15 protein-coding genes are annotated in these 17,452 nt (G+C 43.3%); 8 read left to right on the forward strand and 7 right to left on the reverse strand.

The window, feature by feature from the left end; all coding sequences use genetic code 11:
- Positions 1 to 165 precede the first annotated feature (165 nt).
- The gene (modA, locus tag MKY19_RS04805; RefSeq protein WP_042185209.1) at positions 166 to 954 is read left to right on the forward strand and encodes a molybdate ABC transporter substrate-binding protein; all 789 of its coding nucleotides are present in this window, start codon (positions 166 to 168) and stop codon (positions 952 to 954) included.
- A gap of 35 nt (positions 955 to 989) precedes the next feature.
- Positions 990 to 1,652, forward strand: coding sequence for a molybdate ABC transporter permease subunit (gene modB / locus MKY19_RS04810; protein WP_339269014.1), 663 nt, complete (start codon positions 990 to 992; stop codon positions 1,650 to 1,652).
- A 172-nt stretch (positions 1,653 to 1,824) separates the two neighbouring features.
- Here modB and MKY19_RS04815 read toward each other — a convergent pair whose 3' ends face one another.
- The 4 genes from MKY19_RS04815 to MKY19_RS04830 form a co-directional block, all read right to left on the reverse strand.
- The gene (locus tag MKY19_RS04815; protein WP_339800802.1) at positions 1,825 to 2,796 is read right to left on the reverse strand and encodes a helix-turn-helix transcriptional regulator; all 972 of its coding nucleotides are present in this window, start codon (positions 2,794 to 2,796) and stop codon (positions 1,825 to 1,827) included.
- A 66-nt stretch (positions 2,797 to 2,862) separates the two neighbouring features.
- Entirely contained in the window at positions 2,863 to 3,612 is a 750-nt protein-coding gene (locus tag MKY19_RS04820; RefSeq protein WP_052404165.1) for a polysaccharide deacetylase family protein, read from the reverse strand.
- A 52-nt stretch (positions 3,613 to 3,664) separates the two neighbouring features.
- Positions 3,665 to 4,288: a class F sortase gene (locus MKY19_RS04825; protein WP_339800805.1), complete on the reverse strand. Its 624-nt coding sequence runs from the start codon at positions 4,286 to 4,288 to the stop codon at positions 3,665 to 3,667.
- A gap of 42 nt (positions 4,289 to 4,330) precedes the next feature.
- Positions 4,331 to 4,636 carry a hypothetical protein gene (locus MKY19_RS04830; RefSeq protein WP_339269021.1) on the reverse strand — a complete coding sequence of 102 codons (306 nt, stop codon included), beginning with the start codon at positions 4,634 to 4,636 and terminating at the stop codon, positions 4,331 to 4,333.
- 188 nt (positions 4,637 to 4,824) lie between these two features.
- Here MKY19_RS04830 and dgt point away from each other — a divergent pair, with 188 nt between their 5' ends.
- Together dgt and MKY19_RS04840 are read left to right on the forward strand one after the other, a co-directional pair.
- Entirely contained in the window at positions 4,825 to 6,234 is a 1,410-nt protein-coding gene (gene dgt, locus MKY19_RS04835) for a dGTP triphosphohydrolase (RefSeq protein ID WP_339800807.1), read from the forward strand.
- A gap of 318 nt (positions 6,235 to 6,552) precedes the next feature.
- Positions 6,553 to 11,349, forward strand: a complete 4,797-nt coding sequence (locus MKY19_RS04840) for a glycosyl hydrolase (protein ID WP_339800809.1) — start codon at positions 6,553 to 6,555, stop codon at positions 11,347 to 11,349.
- 111 nt (positions 11,350 to 11,460) lie between these two features.
- On the opposite strand, the gene MKY19_RS04845 is transcribed toward MKY19_RS04840, so the two are convergent.
- Complete coding sequence (locus MKY19_RS04845) at positions 11,461 to 11,805, reverse strand: GrpB family protein (protein ID WP_339269025.1); 345 nt, start codon at positions 11,803 to 11,805, stop codon at positions 11,461 to 11,463.
- Positions 11,806 to 11,883: 78 nt separating this feature from the next.
- Positions 11,884 to 12,840 (reverse strand): D-2-hydroxyacid dehydrogenase, encoded by a 957-nt coding sequence (locus tag MKY19_RS04850; RefSeq protein WP_339800811.1) that lies wholly within the window; start codon positions 12,838 to 12,840, stop codon positions 11,884 to 11,886.
- A gap of 87 nt (positions 12,841 to 12,927) precedes the next feature.
- On the opposite strand from MKY19_RS04850, the gene thpR reads away from it, so the two are divergent.
- The 3 genes from thpR to MKY19_RS04865 all read left to right on the forward strand — a co-directional run bounded on the left by thpR (position 12,928) and on the right by MKY19_RS04865 (position 15,256).
- Positions 12,928 to 13,530: an RNA 2',3'-cyclic phosphodiesterase gene (thpR, locus tag MKY19_RS04855; protein WP_076283913.1), complete on the forward strand. Its 603-nt coding sequence runs from the start codon at positions 12,928 to 12,930 to the stop codon at positions 13,528 to 13,530.
- A gap of 77 nt (positions 13,531 to 13,607) precedes the next feature.
- Positions 13,608 to 14,498: a cell wall hydrolase gene (locus tag MKY19_RS04860; protein WP_076283914.1), complete on the forward strand. Its 891-nt coding sequence runs from the start codon at positions 13,608 to 13,610 to the stop codon at positions 14,496 to 14,498.
- 74 nt (positions 14,499 to 14,572) lie between these two features.
- Positions 14,573 to 15,256 carry a metal-dependent hydrolase gene (locus MKY19_RS04865; protein ID WP_339245178.1) on the forward strand — a complete coding sequence of 228 codons (684 nt, stop codon included), beginning with the start codon at positions 14,573 to 14,575 and terminating at the stop codon, positions 15,254 to 15,256.
- A gap of 69 nt (positions 15,257 to 15,325) precedes the next feature.
- On the opposite strand, the gene MKY19_RS04870 is transcribed toward MKY19_RS04865, so the two are convergent.
- Entirely contained in the window at positions 15,326 to 16,513 is a 1,188-nt protein-coding gene (locus MKY19_RS04870; RefSeq protein ID WP_076299152.1) for a glycosyltransferase, read from the reverse strand.
- 267 nt (positions 16,514 to 16,780) lie between these two features.
- On the opposite strand from MKY19_RS04870, the gene MKY19_RS04875 reads away from it, so the two are divergent.
- A complete protein-coding gene (locus tag MKY19_RS04875) occupies positions 16,781 to 17,356 on the forward strand; it encodes a TetR/AcrR family transcriptional regulator (protein WP_339804172.1) in 576 nt (191 codons plus the stop codon).
- Positions 17,357 to 17,452 lie beyond the last annotated feature (96 nt).

Raw genomic sequence — 17,452 nt, forward strand, 5'->3', positions numbered from 1 at the left:
GGCATCCTTTTTTTGCGAGTAAGTCCAAGATACTCATTTCTAACTATCTAATTATAACAATATATAACTAAACATATCCAAACACAACTCAATCTATAGAAAATCGAAAAAACGTATGCTAGAATAGCATCTACATATATACATGTGAAAATGGGAGGAATGGAAATGTTTAAGAAATGGTCAGTCAGGATCTTTGGTGTATTAGCAATTTTTTTGGTTGTGAATTTATCTGCGGGCGCAGGGTTGGAGGTAGAGGCAGCCGCCAAGAAGACAGAGATTATAGTATCCGCTGCAGCCAGCTTGCAAGATAGCTTAGATAAAATGGCGCTTCTCTATGAGAAGAAGCATCCCGATATTGATTTGGTCTTTAATTATGCTGCATCTGGCACATTACAGAAGCAGATTGAGCAGGGTGCTCCGGCTGATCTGTTCTTCTCAGCAGGGGATAAACAGATGAATGCGTTAGTGGATGCTGGACTGATCTCTGACCATAAGGTTCTGCTTAAGAATCAGTTGGTTCTAGTCGTACCTTCGAATTCAAAAGCTTCATTAAATACAATCACTCAACTTACGGATAAATCCTTTAAGAAGGTAGCGGTAGGGCAGCCTGAATCTGTGCCCGCTGGCCAATATGCTCAGCAATCGTTAACTGCGAAGAAGGTATGGGATACGCTGCAAAACAAACTTGTATTTGCGAAGGATGTACGTCAGGTTCTGTCTTACGTCGAAACGGGGAATGTCGATGCAGGCTTTGTATATAAGACAGATGCATTGACTTCAAAAAAGACGAAGATCGCCCTTACTGTAGGCCCGCATGTTCACAAAGCCATTAATTATCCGGCGGGAATCGTGAAGGATTCGAAGAATCAGAAGGAAGCTAAAGAATTTTACAATTATCTTCAAAGCAAAGAGGCTAGTGATATTTTTGCAAGCTATGGCTTCTTGCTTCCTTAAATAAGAAATCATGAGAAGAAGCGGGGTGAATAAGGATGGAAATAAATTGGACTGATTTCTTCGCCCCGGTATGGCTTTCCGTTAAAATTTCAGTAATTACCAGCATCATTGTATTTATTCTTGCAACGGCCGCTGCCAAGGCTATGGCGGGTCGGAAATTTCCTGGTTATAGCTTGGTTGAGACTGTAATGCTACTTCCTCTCGTATTGCCGCCGACAGTTGTCGGATTTGTGTTATTGGTCGTCTTAGGTCGTCGCAGCTGGATTGGCAGATGGTATGAACAAATGACGGAGCATACGATCCTTTTTACATGGGGGGCTGCGGTTATGGCCGCGGTTGTCGTAGCTTTTCCTCTCGTTTACCGTACGGTGAAGGCGGGCTTTGAAGGCGTGGAAGCGGATCTTGAGGATGCGGCGCGTGCGCAGGGAGCGAGTGAACTGCAGGTACTGCGTTATGTCACATTGCCCCTTGCAGGTCGGTCACTCGCTGCTGGGTATGTTCTAGGTTTTGCCCGCGGTTTAGGAGAATTTGGCGCAACGATCATGGTAGCTGGAAATATTCCTGGCCGCACGCAGACTGTACCTACAGCGATCTATGTCGCGGTGGATGGCGGCAACATGACTCTTGCTTGGATGTGGGTGTGCTCCATTATTGTTATGTCTGCTGTGATGTTGATGTTTGTGAACCGGCGTACTTAATTATGCTCGACAGAGATCGCTCCGCTGACTTCAGTGGAATGTCGATTGGAAATCTTGATAAATTAAAAAAAACCTAGCCCATCCAGGAGTAACCTGGGATGGACTAGGTTTTTTTCTTTAGAAACGCACCGTTAAAACAAAACCCTTTTAATAAGAAACAAGCCTGTGACTATCAGGTTTCGTAAATAATCGTCCCGGTTTCCGTGAGATCATATCCGTGAATGGACCCAAGCTCACTTTGAAAGGCTGGCGAGCGTAAAATATCAATCACGGTGGTGATCCAGTGCTCATTTCCCGGTTGCTTGAGCATCACTAGATCATAACACTCCTGAATCAAGGGAATGAAATCAACGCCGTCGACAATCTGAGCAGCCTTCTCGGTACCGATGGCCACATCGGCTTCTCCTCGTGCCACTTTACCAGCGACTGCCAAATGACTATTCTCCTCCTGCTCATATCCAGATAGGCTTGCGGTAGGAATGCCGTGCAATCGGAGTTGCTCATCCAATAACACACGTGCACCAGCGCCCCGTTCTCTATTAATCAGTGTAAGTCCATCCTGTTGCAGATGAGACCATTCATGAAGACCTTTAGGATTTCCCTTTTGAACATATAATCCCGCACTTCGGGTCAACAGACGGACTACAACATAAGAGAAGCCCACAAGTATTTTACGAATATAGGGAAGGTTATATTCTCCAGTATCCCCGTCGAGCAGATGCGTACTGACGATGTCAGACTCGCCCTGATACATGGCAATCAGACTATCTAGACTGCCAGCGTAAGAACGAAGAGGGCGCTCAGTGGGCAGGCAACGCTCCAAATAGGTGGCCAGAATATCGAGTGACATATCCTGACCCGTAATCACGAGGCTGTGTCCTGTAGCTTTACTATTAAATTGGCCAGAATGTGTGGCAACTTGTGTTAGATTTGCTCCAGCAAAAGTCAGCGGCGATGTCGATAGGGTCATGCCACTTCGAGCATTCTGTTTGTAGGCTTCTAAATCGGATTGATCCACACGCATCTGTTTTCCTACACGGTAGGAGGGAAGCTCCCCTTTTTTAATCAGATCATATACTTTTAATTTCGAGATCTTCAGTAAACGGGCAATTTCCTCAGTCGTATAGGATGTGTTATCAGACATGACAAAAGCCTCCAGAACTTCATAATAGGACAAGACTACCTTATTTTGAAGTCCTGTGCAATTAGGCTATTGTGCTTTACCTGCCTGCTGTGTATTGGATAATTTGATTAATTCTGAAACGGTGACAAATCGGAAACCTTGCTTTTCTAATTCTGGCAAAATAATTTTGAGCGCTTCTCTGGTTTGAGATTGTCCATGCACATGATCATGAAACAGGACGATATCACCATTATGTGCGTTTCGAATAACCTTGTTCGCGATACTCTGCACGCCAGGGCGATTCCAGTCACGTGTATCTTGATGCCAGGACCATAAAATAGGCTTTAGGCCCATGTTGTTTGAAGTATCCACTAGTGTCTCGTCATACATGCCACCCGGGGGTCTGAACAAAGCACTATGCTTTCCAGAAACCTTTATGATTTCTTCTTCGGTTAAATTAAGCTCCCGCTCAAACTGGGCTTTATTAATAGGTTTTCTAAAATAGACGTGATTGTAGGTATGGTTAGCTAATTCATGTCCTTCGGAAATGACTCGTTTCGCCACATCTGGATACGCTGCAATTCTTTTTCCTATGGCAAAGAAGGTACATTTCGCATGATATTGACTCAATACCTTTAATATTTGATCGGTTTCAGAAGGGTCAGGACCGTCATCAAACGTTAATGCAATCACTTTTTGGTTAGTATGTACTTCCCAAATCATGTCTCCTCTTTTTTCGTAGTAGTCGCGGTTCTTGCTCGGGCTACCTAGAGCGGAGTTCGTGAAGCATAACAAGAGAGAGAGGGTAGTCATCATAATTTTGCTGCTAGTTTTCATGAATTCACCTGTTTTTTTTATTTTAGAATGCTCCTTTGGAGGGTCAAAATATTCATAGTTTCAGTTTTGTAAAGACAATCAGCCTTTTTTCATGTTCTTTCTTCTTTCTGCTATATCTCCCTGTACAAGTAATAAGATTCATTCTGGCTTCGGTAGACTTTCCAAAAATTCGTTCCAAGGGTGCTTCAGCAGTGGCAAAGATTTCTACAGACTCTACAATATAAGTTAGTTTTCGCCCGTCCGCATTGGATACCGTTATTTCATCACCGTGCTTAAGCTTTTTGAGGTTGAAAAAAATAGCTGGACCAATATAACTATCCACATGCCCGTCTAAAATTACATTTCCCTTAGCACCTGGTAATATTCCTGGGTACAGAATTCCTGCAATATTGCTATCCTTAGGGACGTCCATTTGTCCATCTGGAAGCAATGTAACGGTTTCTATTTTGGCGCTTACTTTAATAGCTGGAATGCTAAGCTGAGTAGGCAGGATAGGTTTGGGTAATGATGGTTTAATATCGATCTTTTGAATAGCTTTAGTAGGAGTTATCGTTTCTTGCTGCTGTGTTTGTAGTGACTTCGTGTCTGGTCTGCTTTCCTGCGAATGTGAGTCAGTACAACTGGCAGTGGTTAAAGTGATGAAGGTTAATATAAATGAAGATATCCATTTTTTCATGTGTAAGAAAAGAAAGAGGGGATTCCCCCTCTTTCATCCTCCCTATTCAGTTTGTTCGCTAGCACCGCCATGGCCTGTTTTTGGCATTTTTGTTGCTTTCATGTGAATGCTCTTAGTGTTAATGCTTTTAGCCTTCATGCTCTTTGCATGAATTCCTTTAGTGGAGTGGCTCTTCATATGCATTTTCTTTTCATGCATTTTATGTTCTTTTTCTTTCTTCATTTTCTCAGCATGTACTTTTTTCTCATGTTTCGTTTCGGCTGGTGCAGCAGAAGCAGAAGCCGCAGAAGCAACGGATAGCATCAAGCAAGTGGATAAAAGAGCTACGGACAATTTCTTCATTATCATTTAGTGGATTCCTCCTAGATGTTTTTTGCCTACGAAGATTAATATCTCCATTTCAATTGCTTTTAGATTGGTGGATTGCTTCCATTGCAGTTTGGGATTGGGATAACGTTGTATTTTGATGTGAAAATTGTTATGAAAATGCCTTATAATGAAGTTCAATATATAGACATTTGGTTAGGGGTGGGAATATGACACTTATTGAAAAAAGAGAACACCGGCAATATCCGGAAATTACCCGCCTAGAAACGTCGAGAGCTGCTTATGAGCGTGATTATTCACGCTTGATTCATTCGCCTACTTTTCGTAGGCTGCAAGGCAAATCTCAAGTGTTCGGGGCTGGCACGGGTGATTATTACCGGACGCGTCTAACTCATTCGCTTGAAGTCGCTCAGATTGCTCGTGAGGCAGCGAAAAGTCTGCTTAGATCTTATCCAGAGGTGGAGACAAGTAAAGCTGAGAACCCAGGACTTGTAATAGATTCAGAGGTTGTAGAATGCGCGGCCATTGCTCATGATTTTGGTCATCCTCCTTTCGGACATAAAGGGGAAGAGGTACTAGATAACATTCTGGATCAGCTTATTGAAAAGAAGACGAATGAGGCTGCACTGCAATCTGGAGCAACGGGTGCAGATAGGCTGCTCATTCATGAGCAGATGAAGCAGCGCTATGAGCACTTTGAAGGCAATGCTCATAATTATCGGCTGATTATGTTTCTGGAGAAGCGGGAGAACATTGATGGATTAAATCTGTCGGATGCAGTGCTTCTCGGAATTAATAAATATCCGTTTCCTGGCACCTCACTGAAGAAGGGGATGTACCTTCACGAATGGGCATATATTTCGGAGATTCGCAAAGAGTGGGGAATTCCAGCAGGTAAGAAAACGTTGGAAGCTCAGCTGATGGACCTTTGCGACGATATCGCTTATTCTGCACATGATTTGGAGGATGGAATTAAGGCTGGAAAGATTGAAGTGCATGAACACTTTATGCACGATTCCTATATTCAGCGGCTGATCGTAGAGAAAATTTCAACGTTAGAGGATTTCTTCTGGAAGGGTTGGGAGGAGGAAGGTATCCGCGCTAAGGTCGAAGAGGTGCTTAGTTCATTTCTTCGAGTATGGATGGAAAAGATGCCAACCTGCGAGAACGACTATTCCAGAACTCGGCGTGAAGTTAAGGCTTATTGGGTTAGCACCTTTGTCGCAAGTCTTGGGGTGATTCCTGATGGAGACTGGAAGAAGGTCACCTTTATAAAGGAAGGAAAAGAAGATGAGGATATGCTACGGACCGTAAGTGTGCTGAAAAGCTTCGCTTGGGTCACGATGATTCGTGATTTACGAGTACAGCGGCTTCAGAAACGTAGTGAATGGATTCTGCGCCGTCTATGGGGAGCTTTTCTTGATCCGCAGACATCCAAAGCCATTATTCCATCGGACTGGCTGCAACGCTTTGAGAAGGATCAGAAACAAGCGAATCCTATTTGGACGTGGGAACATATGGTGATTGATTATATCGCAGGGATGACGGATGCCTTTGCTGAGAAGATATACAATGAGCTATACGGGTTGAAAGTCGGATCGATTTATGACTTGGATTAGATAAAAGAGAAGATTAAGTTAAGGCCAGCCTCCAATCCATTGGAGACTGGCCTTTTGTTTGTTTTTTATAGAACGGGGAATATTTTGTTAGTGTTTTGTTATTATTAATCTGACTATATTTATGCTTGTTAACCCTGAAATTCAGTGTTTTTTATAACAAAATAGATATTTATAAAAATAAGTTATTGTTTGTTTGCTACTTTGGTGCTAATATAATAACTAAATTGTTATTGGGAATAAATGGGGAGGTTGATAAAGGAGTCGAATCTTCTGCTTGAGTAATAATGAAAACCTTTACAAAACGGGAGGGTAAAACGAATGAAGAGGTTCAAAAAAAGCTTTGCTCTATTTCTTACAGCAGTAATGCTCGTTACAATGGCTGTGCCTGCGCTAGCTAACGGAAAAACAAATGAAAACCTCAAGGCGCACTGGGCTGGAGAAAGTGTAGAGAAATGGCAGGGTAATGGTGTTATTCAAGGTTATCCGGACGGCTCTTTTAAGCCGGATCATAAAGTAACGCGTGCTGAGCTTGTAAGTATTATTAATAAGCTATTTGGATTTAGCACTCTTTCGGAAATGTCATTCTCGGATGTACCTGCTAAAGCTTGGTATGCAAGCGCTTTATCTATAGCGAAGCAAGCTGGCTATTACAAAGGTTTTCCTGATAATAAAGCGAAAGCGGATACTGAAGTAACTCGTCAAGATGCTGCAACATTAATTGCTTCTGTTTTTTCATTGGAGCCAGGCACTAAAGCGAGTGCCTTTACAGACCAAGCATCCATCAGCGCTTACGCTAAAGAGGCTACCCTAGCATTGAGTGGAATTCTATCCGGATATCCAGATGGTACATTTCGTCCGAACGACCCAATTACAAGGGCGGAGGTAGTCACTATCGTTGACAGATTGATTAGCGGCTACTACAACACAGCCGGTAAATTCACTGGGGGAGATATCCATGGGAATATTGTCATTAACCAAAGTGGGGTTGAACTAAAGAATGTAGCTGCATCAGGCAACCTTTATTTTACCTCCGGTATTGGTGATGGTGAGGGTGTCTTGGAGAATGCAACAGTAAAAGGTAATGTACTTATATCTGGTGGTGGCGAGCATTCGATTCATTTAAAAAATTCTAAATTGGCTGCTGTAAAAGTGAATCGTCCTGAAGGAAAAGTTCGGGTCGTTATAGAGGACCTTACGGTCATCACTCAACTGACTATTGATAGTGCTTCTATTATAGAAGTAGGCTCAGGTTCTACAATCGATCAGCTTGTGATTGGTAACGGTGCAACGGGAACGTTGATTACAACAAAAGGTACCATTAGCAAGCTTGTAGTAAGTGCTTCCTCTGTAGTCTTAAATGGAGTGACTATAGTAGAAGGAACATACACTGTGAAGGATGGAGTTCTTGTAGGACAGGGAACAAGCACACCGGCGCCTGGGGGCTCAGGTGGAACTAGTGTAGAGCCTACAGCAACGCCAGTACCGACGTCTACTCCGGAACCTACAGCAACGGCTGCTCCAACGGCAACACCAGAAGCTGGGGTTCATATCGTTGACGTAGATGCATCGACTGCTACCAAATCATTATTTGCTTATCTGGATAGCATGAGCGGTAAACAAGTTATGTTCGGTCATCAGCATGATACTACCGTCTCTTTTGCCGGAAAGGATAAGAACGGAAATGTTATTTCTGACGTATACAGCTCCACTGGTGATTATCCTGGGATTTTTGGTTGGGACACCCTTAGTTTAGATGGATATGAGAATCCTCCTGGAGTTAGCGGAGATTATGAAGCGAGTAGATTAGGGTTATCCGCTGCCATGAAGCAGGCTCATGATTTGGGTGGTATTGTAACGCTAAGTACACATCCGTACAATTTTGTTACGGGAGGAAGCTTTAACGACACAGGGAATTCCAAAGGAGCAACGCGCTCGGTAGTATCACGTATTTTGCCGGGCGGAGATAAGAATGGAGAGTTTAATAAATATCTAGATCGCATCTCTGATTTTGCGAACAATCTTAAGGATGACGATGGCAACCTGATTCCAGTTCTGTTCCGTCCTTTCCACGAACAAAATGGAGGTTGGTTCTGGTGGGGTGCGGCTACAACGACAAAGAGTGAATACGCGGAACTGTACAGATATACAGTTGAATACCTACGTGATGTTAAAGGCGTTCATAACTTCCTTTATGTATTCTCACCAAACGGATCTTTTAATGGAAATGAAAGTGAATATTTAACGACTTATCCAGGTGATCAATTTGTTGATATTCTTGGAATGGATCAGTATGACAACAAGGAGAATGCGGGTTCGGAGGCTTTCCTGGGTGGTCTTGTTAAAGACCTTAAGATGATTTCTCAGCTTGCTCAAGACAAAGGTAAGATTGTTACCCTATCTGAGTATGGTTATAGTGCTGCTGGTATGAAAACAACAGGCAATAATGAGCTGGAATGGTTCACTAAAGTATTGAATGCGATCAAGGCTGACCCTGATGCGGCAAAAATATCTTATATGCTGACTTGGGCGAACTTTGGTGAAGGTAATAATTTGTATGTTCCTTATAAGAATGTTCCTAATAAAGCAGATCATGAGTTGCTTCCTGATTTTGTGAATTTTTATAAAGATGATTTCACGGCTTTTGCGAGTGATGTGAAAGAAGATAATAAATACAATCTCGAAGTTGAAGTTGCAGCAAAGAAACCTTTCCTCCACATCGTAACTCCGAATAATATCAGTACAGTAACAGATGCCGTGACCGTCATTCGGGCCAAGGTATTAAATGCAGTGCCTAGCAAAGTGACTTATACTGTGGGTGATTCTGGAGTAGAGGTGGAAATGACGCTCGGTGCGGACGGCTACTATAGCGCTTCATGGCAGCCAGACGCTAGTCTGAATGGCAGTTCAGCAGAGATTACAGTGAGGGCATATGGAACTGGAGATGCTACACTTGCACAGACAAATTCTGTATTCTTAAAAATCAATGAAGCGCCAATAAAGGTACTTACTTTTGATACTGACAAGGATTTGGAGCAAATCCAAAACAATGGTACTTGGTCAGGGCTCGCCAATAACGCAGAGACGATCAAGACGGTCTTGCAGCATGCGTCACTAGATGCTGATGGTAAGCTAGTTATTAACATTACTGAAGGGCTGTCTGCTGAGGATACTTGGCAGGAACTGAAGCTGCAATTGAATGATCTTGCACTGGATGGAGTGGACCTGTCTCAAGTTACACGTGTGAAGTTCTCCGTGTTAATTCCGGAGGCTGCTCAGAATGAGGCAAACAATGCTGCGGTACGCAGTGTGATTCAGTTGCCACCAGATTGGGATACAAAGTATGGCATGGACTCATCCTATAAATCTTTGTCCGATCTTGAGAAAGTTAACGTGAGTGGATCACAGTATTATAAATTTGATGTTTCGATTGATCTGGATAATGCCGCTAAATCAACCGAAGCCACTGGTCTAGCGATATCTCTGGTTGGCAGTGGTTTGGAAGTGCAAGGTGAATTGCCAATCTATGTAGATAATATCGGTCTTTATAATACGTATACTGCACCTGTTGCTGACAAAGCACTGGTAGATAATTTTGAATCTTATGGCTCAAGTGATGAAGCACTGATAGCCAAATATCCTAAGGCTGGCGGAGATGATGTGAGCGTATCTTTAAGCTCCGAACATAAGGCATCTGGGGATTACGGAATGAAACTGCACTATACGATTAATAATGCAGGTTATACCGGAGTAGGTAAAAGTCTGGGTTCGCTGGACTGGTCCGACTATAATGCACTCAGTATGTGGGTAGCTTCCGATGGAGACAACGCTTATGCTGAGAAAGGTGAGCCACTTAAGCTAGTGGTGCAGCTTGTCGTTGATGGAGGATATTTCGAAGCCTATCCGGTCATTAATCCAGACAAGAACGGTAAAATAGTATTAAGTTTGAAGAATTTGACGGAGATGAGCTGGGGAAAAGCCGGAGAGCTTACACAGGAAAGATTGAAGCAAGTTCAGAGCTTTAATTTGTATGTGAATGCGATGGACGGACAGAGCCACGAAGGTTCGCTCTACTTTGACGATATTCAAGCGGTCTATGACGGGACACTTCCGGATATGTCGGAAGAAGGAAATGGAGGTTCCCAGGGACATGAGCCTGGCGTGTTGTACGCCTTCGCTACAGAAGCTGATATTGCAGGATGGGCTACAACCAACGGTTCGTCTGCCAACGCTCAACCTCCAGTATTTGATGCCAATGAAGAAGCGGCAAGTGTACAATTTGATTTGATTAATACTGGCAATGATACAAATGGCAGCTCCAAAGAATCCTTTGAACTTGCAATTAATCCTGAGAAGCTGAATATTACAGGGCTGGATACGATCAGCGCTAAGGTTAAGCTCTCGAGTGGTGCAGCTAAAGCGCGTCTATTCATCAAGACAGGTGCGGACTGGAAATGGAGTGACAGCGGTGATCCTGTGCCTGTAGATTCTAAGGGTTATACGACCTTATCTATTTCACTGCCTACTGCAGCAGCAGGGGTGGGCGTAGATTTGGCTGCTGTAAAGACGATTGGGATTAAAATTGAGGATGTTTCAAATGATGGAGGAACTGCGAAGCTTTATTTGAAGGAAGTATCTCTGGAGAAAGCTGTCCCGGATGTTCACTATGGCTTCGAGACGGGGAATGACGGTTGGGCTATCAATTCTGGTACAGCCACAGTATCTTCTGATGTATATGCTGAAGGTAATCAATCTTTGAAGCTTGATTTCGCATGGAATGGAGAGGATAAAGATCCTTTTATAGCAGCATCAAAAGTAGCTGCACTTGATCTGAGCTCATTCTCCAAGCTTACTGCTAAAGTTAGAATCGTCTCTGACCAGCCTGATGTACAAGCGAAGCTGTTTCTTCAATTAGGAGGCTATGCAGTATGGGTAGATTCGGGTGCGAAGATAGCTGCTCAGGATGGATTCACGGAGTTCACGATTGATCTTAGCAACAATTCCAATCTATCGCCTGAGAATTTGAAGAAAGTGAATGCCATTGGCATTCAGTTTGTTACACCTTCTACGGCTGGAACCGCTACGGCTTATATTGACGAGATCATAGCTTCTAATTAAGAGCGCTGCGATCCAGATGTGAAATAAGGGTCCCTGCATGTCCATTAGGATTGTCTAATAGACATGCAGGGACTATTTTGTATGATCAGTTTATAGTTAATGATTTGAATATCATTCAAGCGCTGTTCTTTCTAGTTCGGTGACAAATGCTTCTTTCCCATCCATATAAGCTTCAATGTCCTTCGGAAATTGATTCGCAAGATCCTCTTTTAGATTACCGTATTGTTTTGCTGCCTCGCCACTCATACCGAACTCGCCCATACATTCGTAACCGAGCTCTGTCATTTGCGCGTTGAAGTCATCAATGATTGGTTTAGCTTTTAGCCCAGGAACAGAAGTGCTGCCAATATGGTGAATATCAATAAGTGCATCAGCAAAGATCTCTTTAATCTTACGAGATTCTTCTTGGAAGATAAGATTCCATTCCTCATTGTATTGTGTGACAGTAACATCCATTTCGCTAACCTCTCTTTATGTTTGATTCCTGGATTTTTTTATTATAGAACAAGTGTTCTTAATAATCAAATACTAAATTTAATATTGGCGGGCATAATCAACGAGATTTAGGGATGGAGTGCCAGTAGATAAATAGGAATTTATATTTTCGGTAAAAATATTTACGATTCGATTAGCGTATTGATCGGTTATGCCAGCAGAATGAGGAGTGATGACTACCTGCTCCATAGTCCAAAGTGGATGATCCTGCGGGAGGGGTTCGGTTTCGAATACATCCAATCCCGCACCACGAAGCTGACCGCGATTCAGTGCGTGGATTAGAGCCTCAGTATCAGTAGTTGCTCCACGTCCAACGTTAATGTAATAGGAGCCTTGTTTAAAGGCAGAGAAGATTGCAGTATTAAATAATTGAATAGTTTCATCGGTGATAGGGAGAATATTGATGATGAAGTCGCCTTGGCTCACAGCTTCTGGCAGATGGTCAGTGGTATATACTTGATCAAAATCAGCGAGTGGCTTGCCTGAGCGACTTACTCCGATCGTCTTCATCCGGAAAGCTTTAGCGATTCTGGCAGTTTCGCTGCCGATGGCTCCAGTTCCAACAATAACGGCTGTCTTTCCGAACAATTCACTCTCACTTCCGTCAGAATTCCAGTAGCGGTTCATCTGATTGCGAACAGCTGTATGCAAATTACGTGTGAAGAGAAGCATGAAGCCAAAGATTACCGCAGAAATAGGCTCGGCATGCACTCCGCTCCCACTAGTCAATAGGATTCCACGTTCCTTAAAACGCTCTAACGGGAGCTTCTCGATTCCAGCAGACCAGGATTGGACCCAGCGAAGGGGCGAATCTGGACGAAGAAGCGTATCGGCGATGCCTTTAGCCCAGCCGATTACGATTTCAGCATCAGCTAGCAGCTGTAAATCCGGATTTTTGCCGTCACCTTGTATGAATGTATAACCGGGGGCTGATGCTTTGATCCTTTCTTGTTGCTCGACTGTAAGTGGTTGTAGACATACTATGGACTTAGTCATGATGATTCCTCCTGCTCTAAGGTTTGATGGAAATGGATAATGTTATAGGATAAGGATACCAAATCTATAGGAGAAGGTGAAATTGATATGGATGCTAACGTGTCGGATAAAGATTCAGAACGATTATTTATTGCTGTGAAATTACCCTCAGAACTTGGGCAAGTTGTGGCGGAAGAGTGCTCTAACCTATCTCAAAAGTTTCATTTTGCAAAATGGACTCATCCAGAGGATTATCATATTACCCTGCAATTTTTAGGAGACACCCCAAAGACGAAAATCCCGGATTTAATCATGTCGTTGAAGCAGATGTCAGAGCAATGCCGCCCCTTCAAACTATCCTTAGACAAATGGAATACATTTGGTCTGCCAAAGGCTCCAAAAGTTTTATGGGTAGGGGTTTCTGGCGAACTAGAAGAGCTGAATTTACTGGCTGCGAGAGTACACACTGCTACACTTCCTTTAGGTTTTTCGGCCGAATCCAGGGAGTACAAACCACATCTCACAGTGGCTCGAAAGTACCTTGGAAAAATTTCATTTGATGATAAATTGCTGGAAAATTTACTGAAATTGGATGATGAAAAAAGATCAAAAATCTTTCATAGAGACTGGACGATTGATAGTTTTGTGTTGTATGCTACCAGAATGTATGCCATTCCTATGTATGAAATGATTGAAAATATTACATTTTAAAATCGGTATTTAAGTTTTCAAAGCTTCCGTTTTCGGTTACATACAATAGGAATGTGCCGTGAAATAGGAGGAATATCATGTTAATCTTTAAACAAAACCGCTGTATCGCGTTGCTTGTTGGCGTTATACTAGTGTGTTTCTCTGCCATAAGCTTAATGCAGCCTAATCAGGTTGCCGAGGGGAAAATAGATAATCTGCAGATGGATAAGCTGCAATCCACCAGCCGAGCATCGGTAATAAATTATTTGCAAGAAGAATCAAAATCTAGTAAGACGAGGGGCACTACAAAAGTTTCACAAACGAATAAGCTTTACAGCACAGTTAACCTGTTCAGTTCCACTTGGAAACCAGAGCAGAGTGTAGAATGGCTTAGTAAGAATAAAATAAAGCCACAAAATACATCGCAGGCTTCCATAGTTCGGGTAAAGGCTGATGTAGCACAATCTAATTCAGCTGCGCAGAAAGCGACAGCGAAAAAGAGCGCTCAGACTGTAGTTAAGACAGTCTCGGCATCTCAGAAAAATCCCCTCACAACATTATACTTCTCTCGGACCGAGCTATTAAGCCAGGAGCAGCAAAGTAAAGCAACCCGGCGCTACGCAGTATCCGAAGAAGAACTGCTTCTGCTACAAAAAATTGTAATGGCAGAGGCGGAAGGTGAACCGTACCAGGGCAAGGTGGCAGTTGCCAACGTTGTTCTGAATAGGCTACGGTCAGCCAATTTCCCCGACACGATATATAAGGTCATTTATCAAAAGCATCAATTCAGTCCTGTAGCTAACGGGCGTCTTAAACGTGTCAAGCCTAATGATGATAGTATTAAAGCGGTGAACGCGGCGCTCTCTGGGGTGAAGGAAGTTCCCGATAGTACTTATTTTTTCCTATCGCTTAAGCTTGCGCAGGATCTTACCGTACATCATTCGCAGGAGTATGTGAAGACCATTGGTAATCATACGTTTTATAAATAATTGACCTTATCTGTGAACCTCAGCTATTTATAGGGTAAACTAGACTATATAACCCTGGAGGTGGAAGAATTGTCATGAAGATCACTTATTACGGACACTCAGCGCTGCTGGTAGAAACAGAGCAAGCGAAAGTTATTATTGACCCTTTTTTGTCAGGAAATCCGAACTCCGGTATTTCACCTGATGACATTACTGTAGATGCTGTCCTGCTGACTCACGGTCACTCGGATCATTTAGGTGATGCTGTGCAAATTGCCAAACAGAATGATTGTCCGATCTTTGCTGTTTTTGAGCTTGCAGAATACTGCCGAATGAAGGGTGCCAAGGTTAAACATATGAATATAGGCGGCAGTCATATTTATGATGCTATTACCGTTAAATATACTCAGGCGTTTCATTCCTCATCGATTCAGGAAGGCGACGTTTGGATTTATGCTGGACAACCCGCAGGTATTTTATTGACGATTGAGGGGAAGACGTTATTCCATGCAGGTGATACCGCACTATTCAGCGATCTGCGTCTGATTGGTGAAAGAACTGCGATTGATTTGGCGGCTCTGCCAATTGGCGATATGCTGACCATGGGACCGGATGATGCGCTCCTTGCTGCGCGCTGGCTTCAAGCGGACAAGGTCATACCACTTCATTACAATACATTTCCGGATATTGCTCAGGATGCTATGGATTTCTGTAATCGTCTGCGACAAGAGGGGATAGAGGGATTCCCGCTTAAAGCTGGTGAAAGTATAGAAATTTAATAAAACCTGATTACATGTCTATACAAAAAAAGCAGATAGCCGGGAATTTCCCTGGCTACCTGCTTTTCTTTATGGTGTAATGCACACAGGCTCTTCGCCTCGGGCTTGAGATCTTGCTCCTCTGATATCAGCTGTTTTGTCTGCGGGGTTGCCTAACATCTGTAGAACGGTAGTCGCGCAACTTTGCGGTTGATGTTTATCAGGGGCTAGACGGCGTTTACGCTGCTCTTCGAGAACAGAATACTCACGAAGCATCATAGAGAACCATTTGTTCACTACCTCACAGTCAAGTACCTCTGCTAGTCCTAGCTCTACGAAATATTGGCAGTTTTTCTCTTCCTGACCTGGAATAGCTTTATAGAAGAGCATTGGAATTCCCTTAGCCTGACCTTCGGTACAGGTCATACCGCCAGGCTTTGTGATTAGAAGGTCGGAAGCATCCATCAGTTTATTGATTTCACTGGTGTATCCAAGAATCCTGACGTTAGGATGATTAAGCCTTGGATTGGACTTCATTTTGGCTATAAGCTTCTCGTTACTGCCCATACAGAAGATGAGTTGGATGTTATCCATTCTGGCTGTGAGTGAATTCATAATCTCTTTGCCGAACATCAGTCCCCAGCCTCCACCCATGATGAGTACAGTAGGGATATCGGCTAGACCTAGTTCCTTGCGGAGCAGCGTCTTGTTGGACCGTTCCCAGAACTTCGGATGGACAGGTATGCCGGTGACCGTTACAAGCTCAGGAGCAATCCCTCGGCCTGTTAGAATAGATTTGACACGTGGGGTAGAGACGAGATATCGGTTGACCTCGGAATTTACCCAGCTACCATGTGCATCATAATCTGTAATTAACGTATACAGCGGGACCTCCAATCCACGACGCTTTAGTCTGGAAATGACAGCGGCCGGAATGGGGTGTGTGCAAATAATCAAATCAGGCTTTAGCTGCTCGATTACTTGAGAGGCATGTGTATAAAAAATCCGGTGAAGTGCCATCTTAGTCAACGGGTTCAATGATTTATGATATTGTGTCTTATACATCATGCCGACCAGCTTAGGCTGGCTGCTAACTGTTTTTCGGTAAGCGGAAAGAATCCATGGGGCGACCATCGGGTTAAGAAATTTACCTAGCTCGATGACTCGGCACTGGACATCCGGATTCAGCAGCTTTATTCCTTCGGCCAGAGCATAGGCTGCTCCTGTGTGGCCCGTACCGAAGCCTTCCGAAAACAGCAGTACTCTTTTCTTTCGCATAAGTTCACCTGCTACTTTCCTTTTCAATAGAAATGCGGAATTTCTTCTTAAATAGATGAGGGAAAACTGTTCTCTACTCACATTATACAAATAAGACGTAAATAGAAAGTTAAAACCCTGCAATAAATAAAAAAATAAAAGATTTTCTAAAGTATTGCAAACTGCAAAGCTACATGTTAAAGTAATGAATGACCAATTGACCGGATTAGTAAAGTGGTCAGATAGTCAGCGGTAATGATATTTTCTGGAGAAAGGAAGTGGGCACAGGTGGCAGTGGTGGATCGAAGACAGCAGGTGCTTCAGGCCGCAGCAAAATCATTTTCATTATTCGGCTATAAGGCGACTACCATGGATCAGGTTGCTAAGATCGCAAATGTCGGGAAAGGAACCATCTACACCTTTTTTACAAACAAAGAGCAATTGTTTGATGAGATCCTGCGCGATATGATGGTAGAAATGAAGATGATTGCTGATCGCGAGATCAGGCGAGACAGACCTTTCTTTGATAACCTGCATCGTGTGCTGGATGCCCTGCTGGAATTTCGAAGTGAGCAGGAGCTATTCATCAAGCTTTCCCAGGAGAGTCGCGAATTCGGAACGCCGCAGGCAGGAGAAGGGCTCGAGAAGATCGAGAACTTAGTTTTAGAATATTTAGAACGGGAGGTGCAACAAGCCCTTGAAAAGGGAGAAATCAAAACTTGCGATCCTAAAATCGTATCTGTAGTCATGTTCAGGCTATATATTGTATTGACTGCTGAACTGAATAAAACACATACTCCCTTGGACAAGGAACAGATCAAGATGTACTTTCATTTGTTTCTCGCCGAAGGACTGGCACAGTAAGCGTTGATTCAGGATAGGGATGGCGTGATCAGATTGCTTTCCCTTAACAATTTCCAAGCTGTTTTAGGCATTGAAGAAGAGCCGAAAGGCGTTTTT

The sequence above is a fragment of the Paenibacillus sp. FSL R5-0744 genome, assembly GCF_037972555.1.
In the GTDB taxonomy this organism is placed as follows: domain Bacteria; phylum Bacillota; class Bacilli; order Paenibacillales; family Paenibacillaceae; genus Paenibacillus_AQ.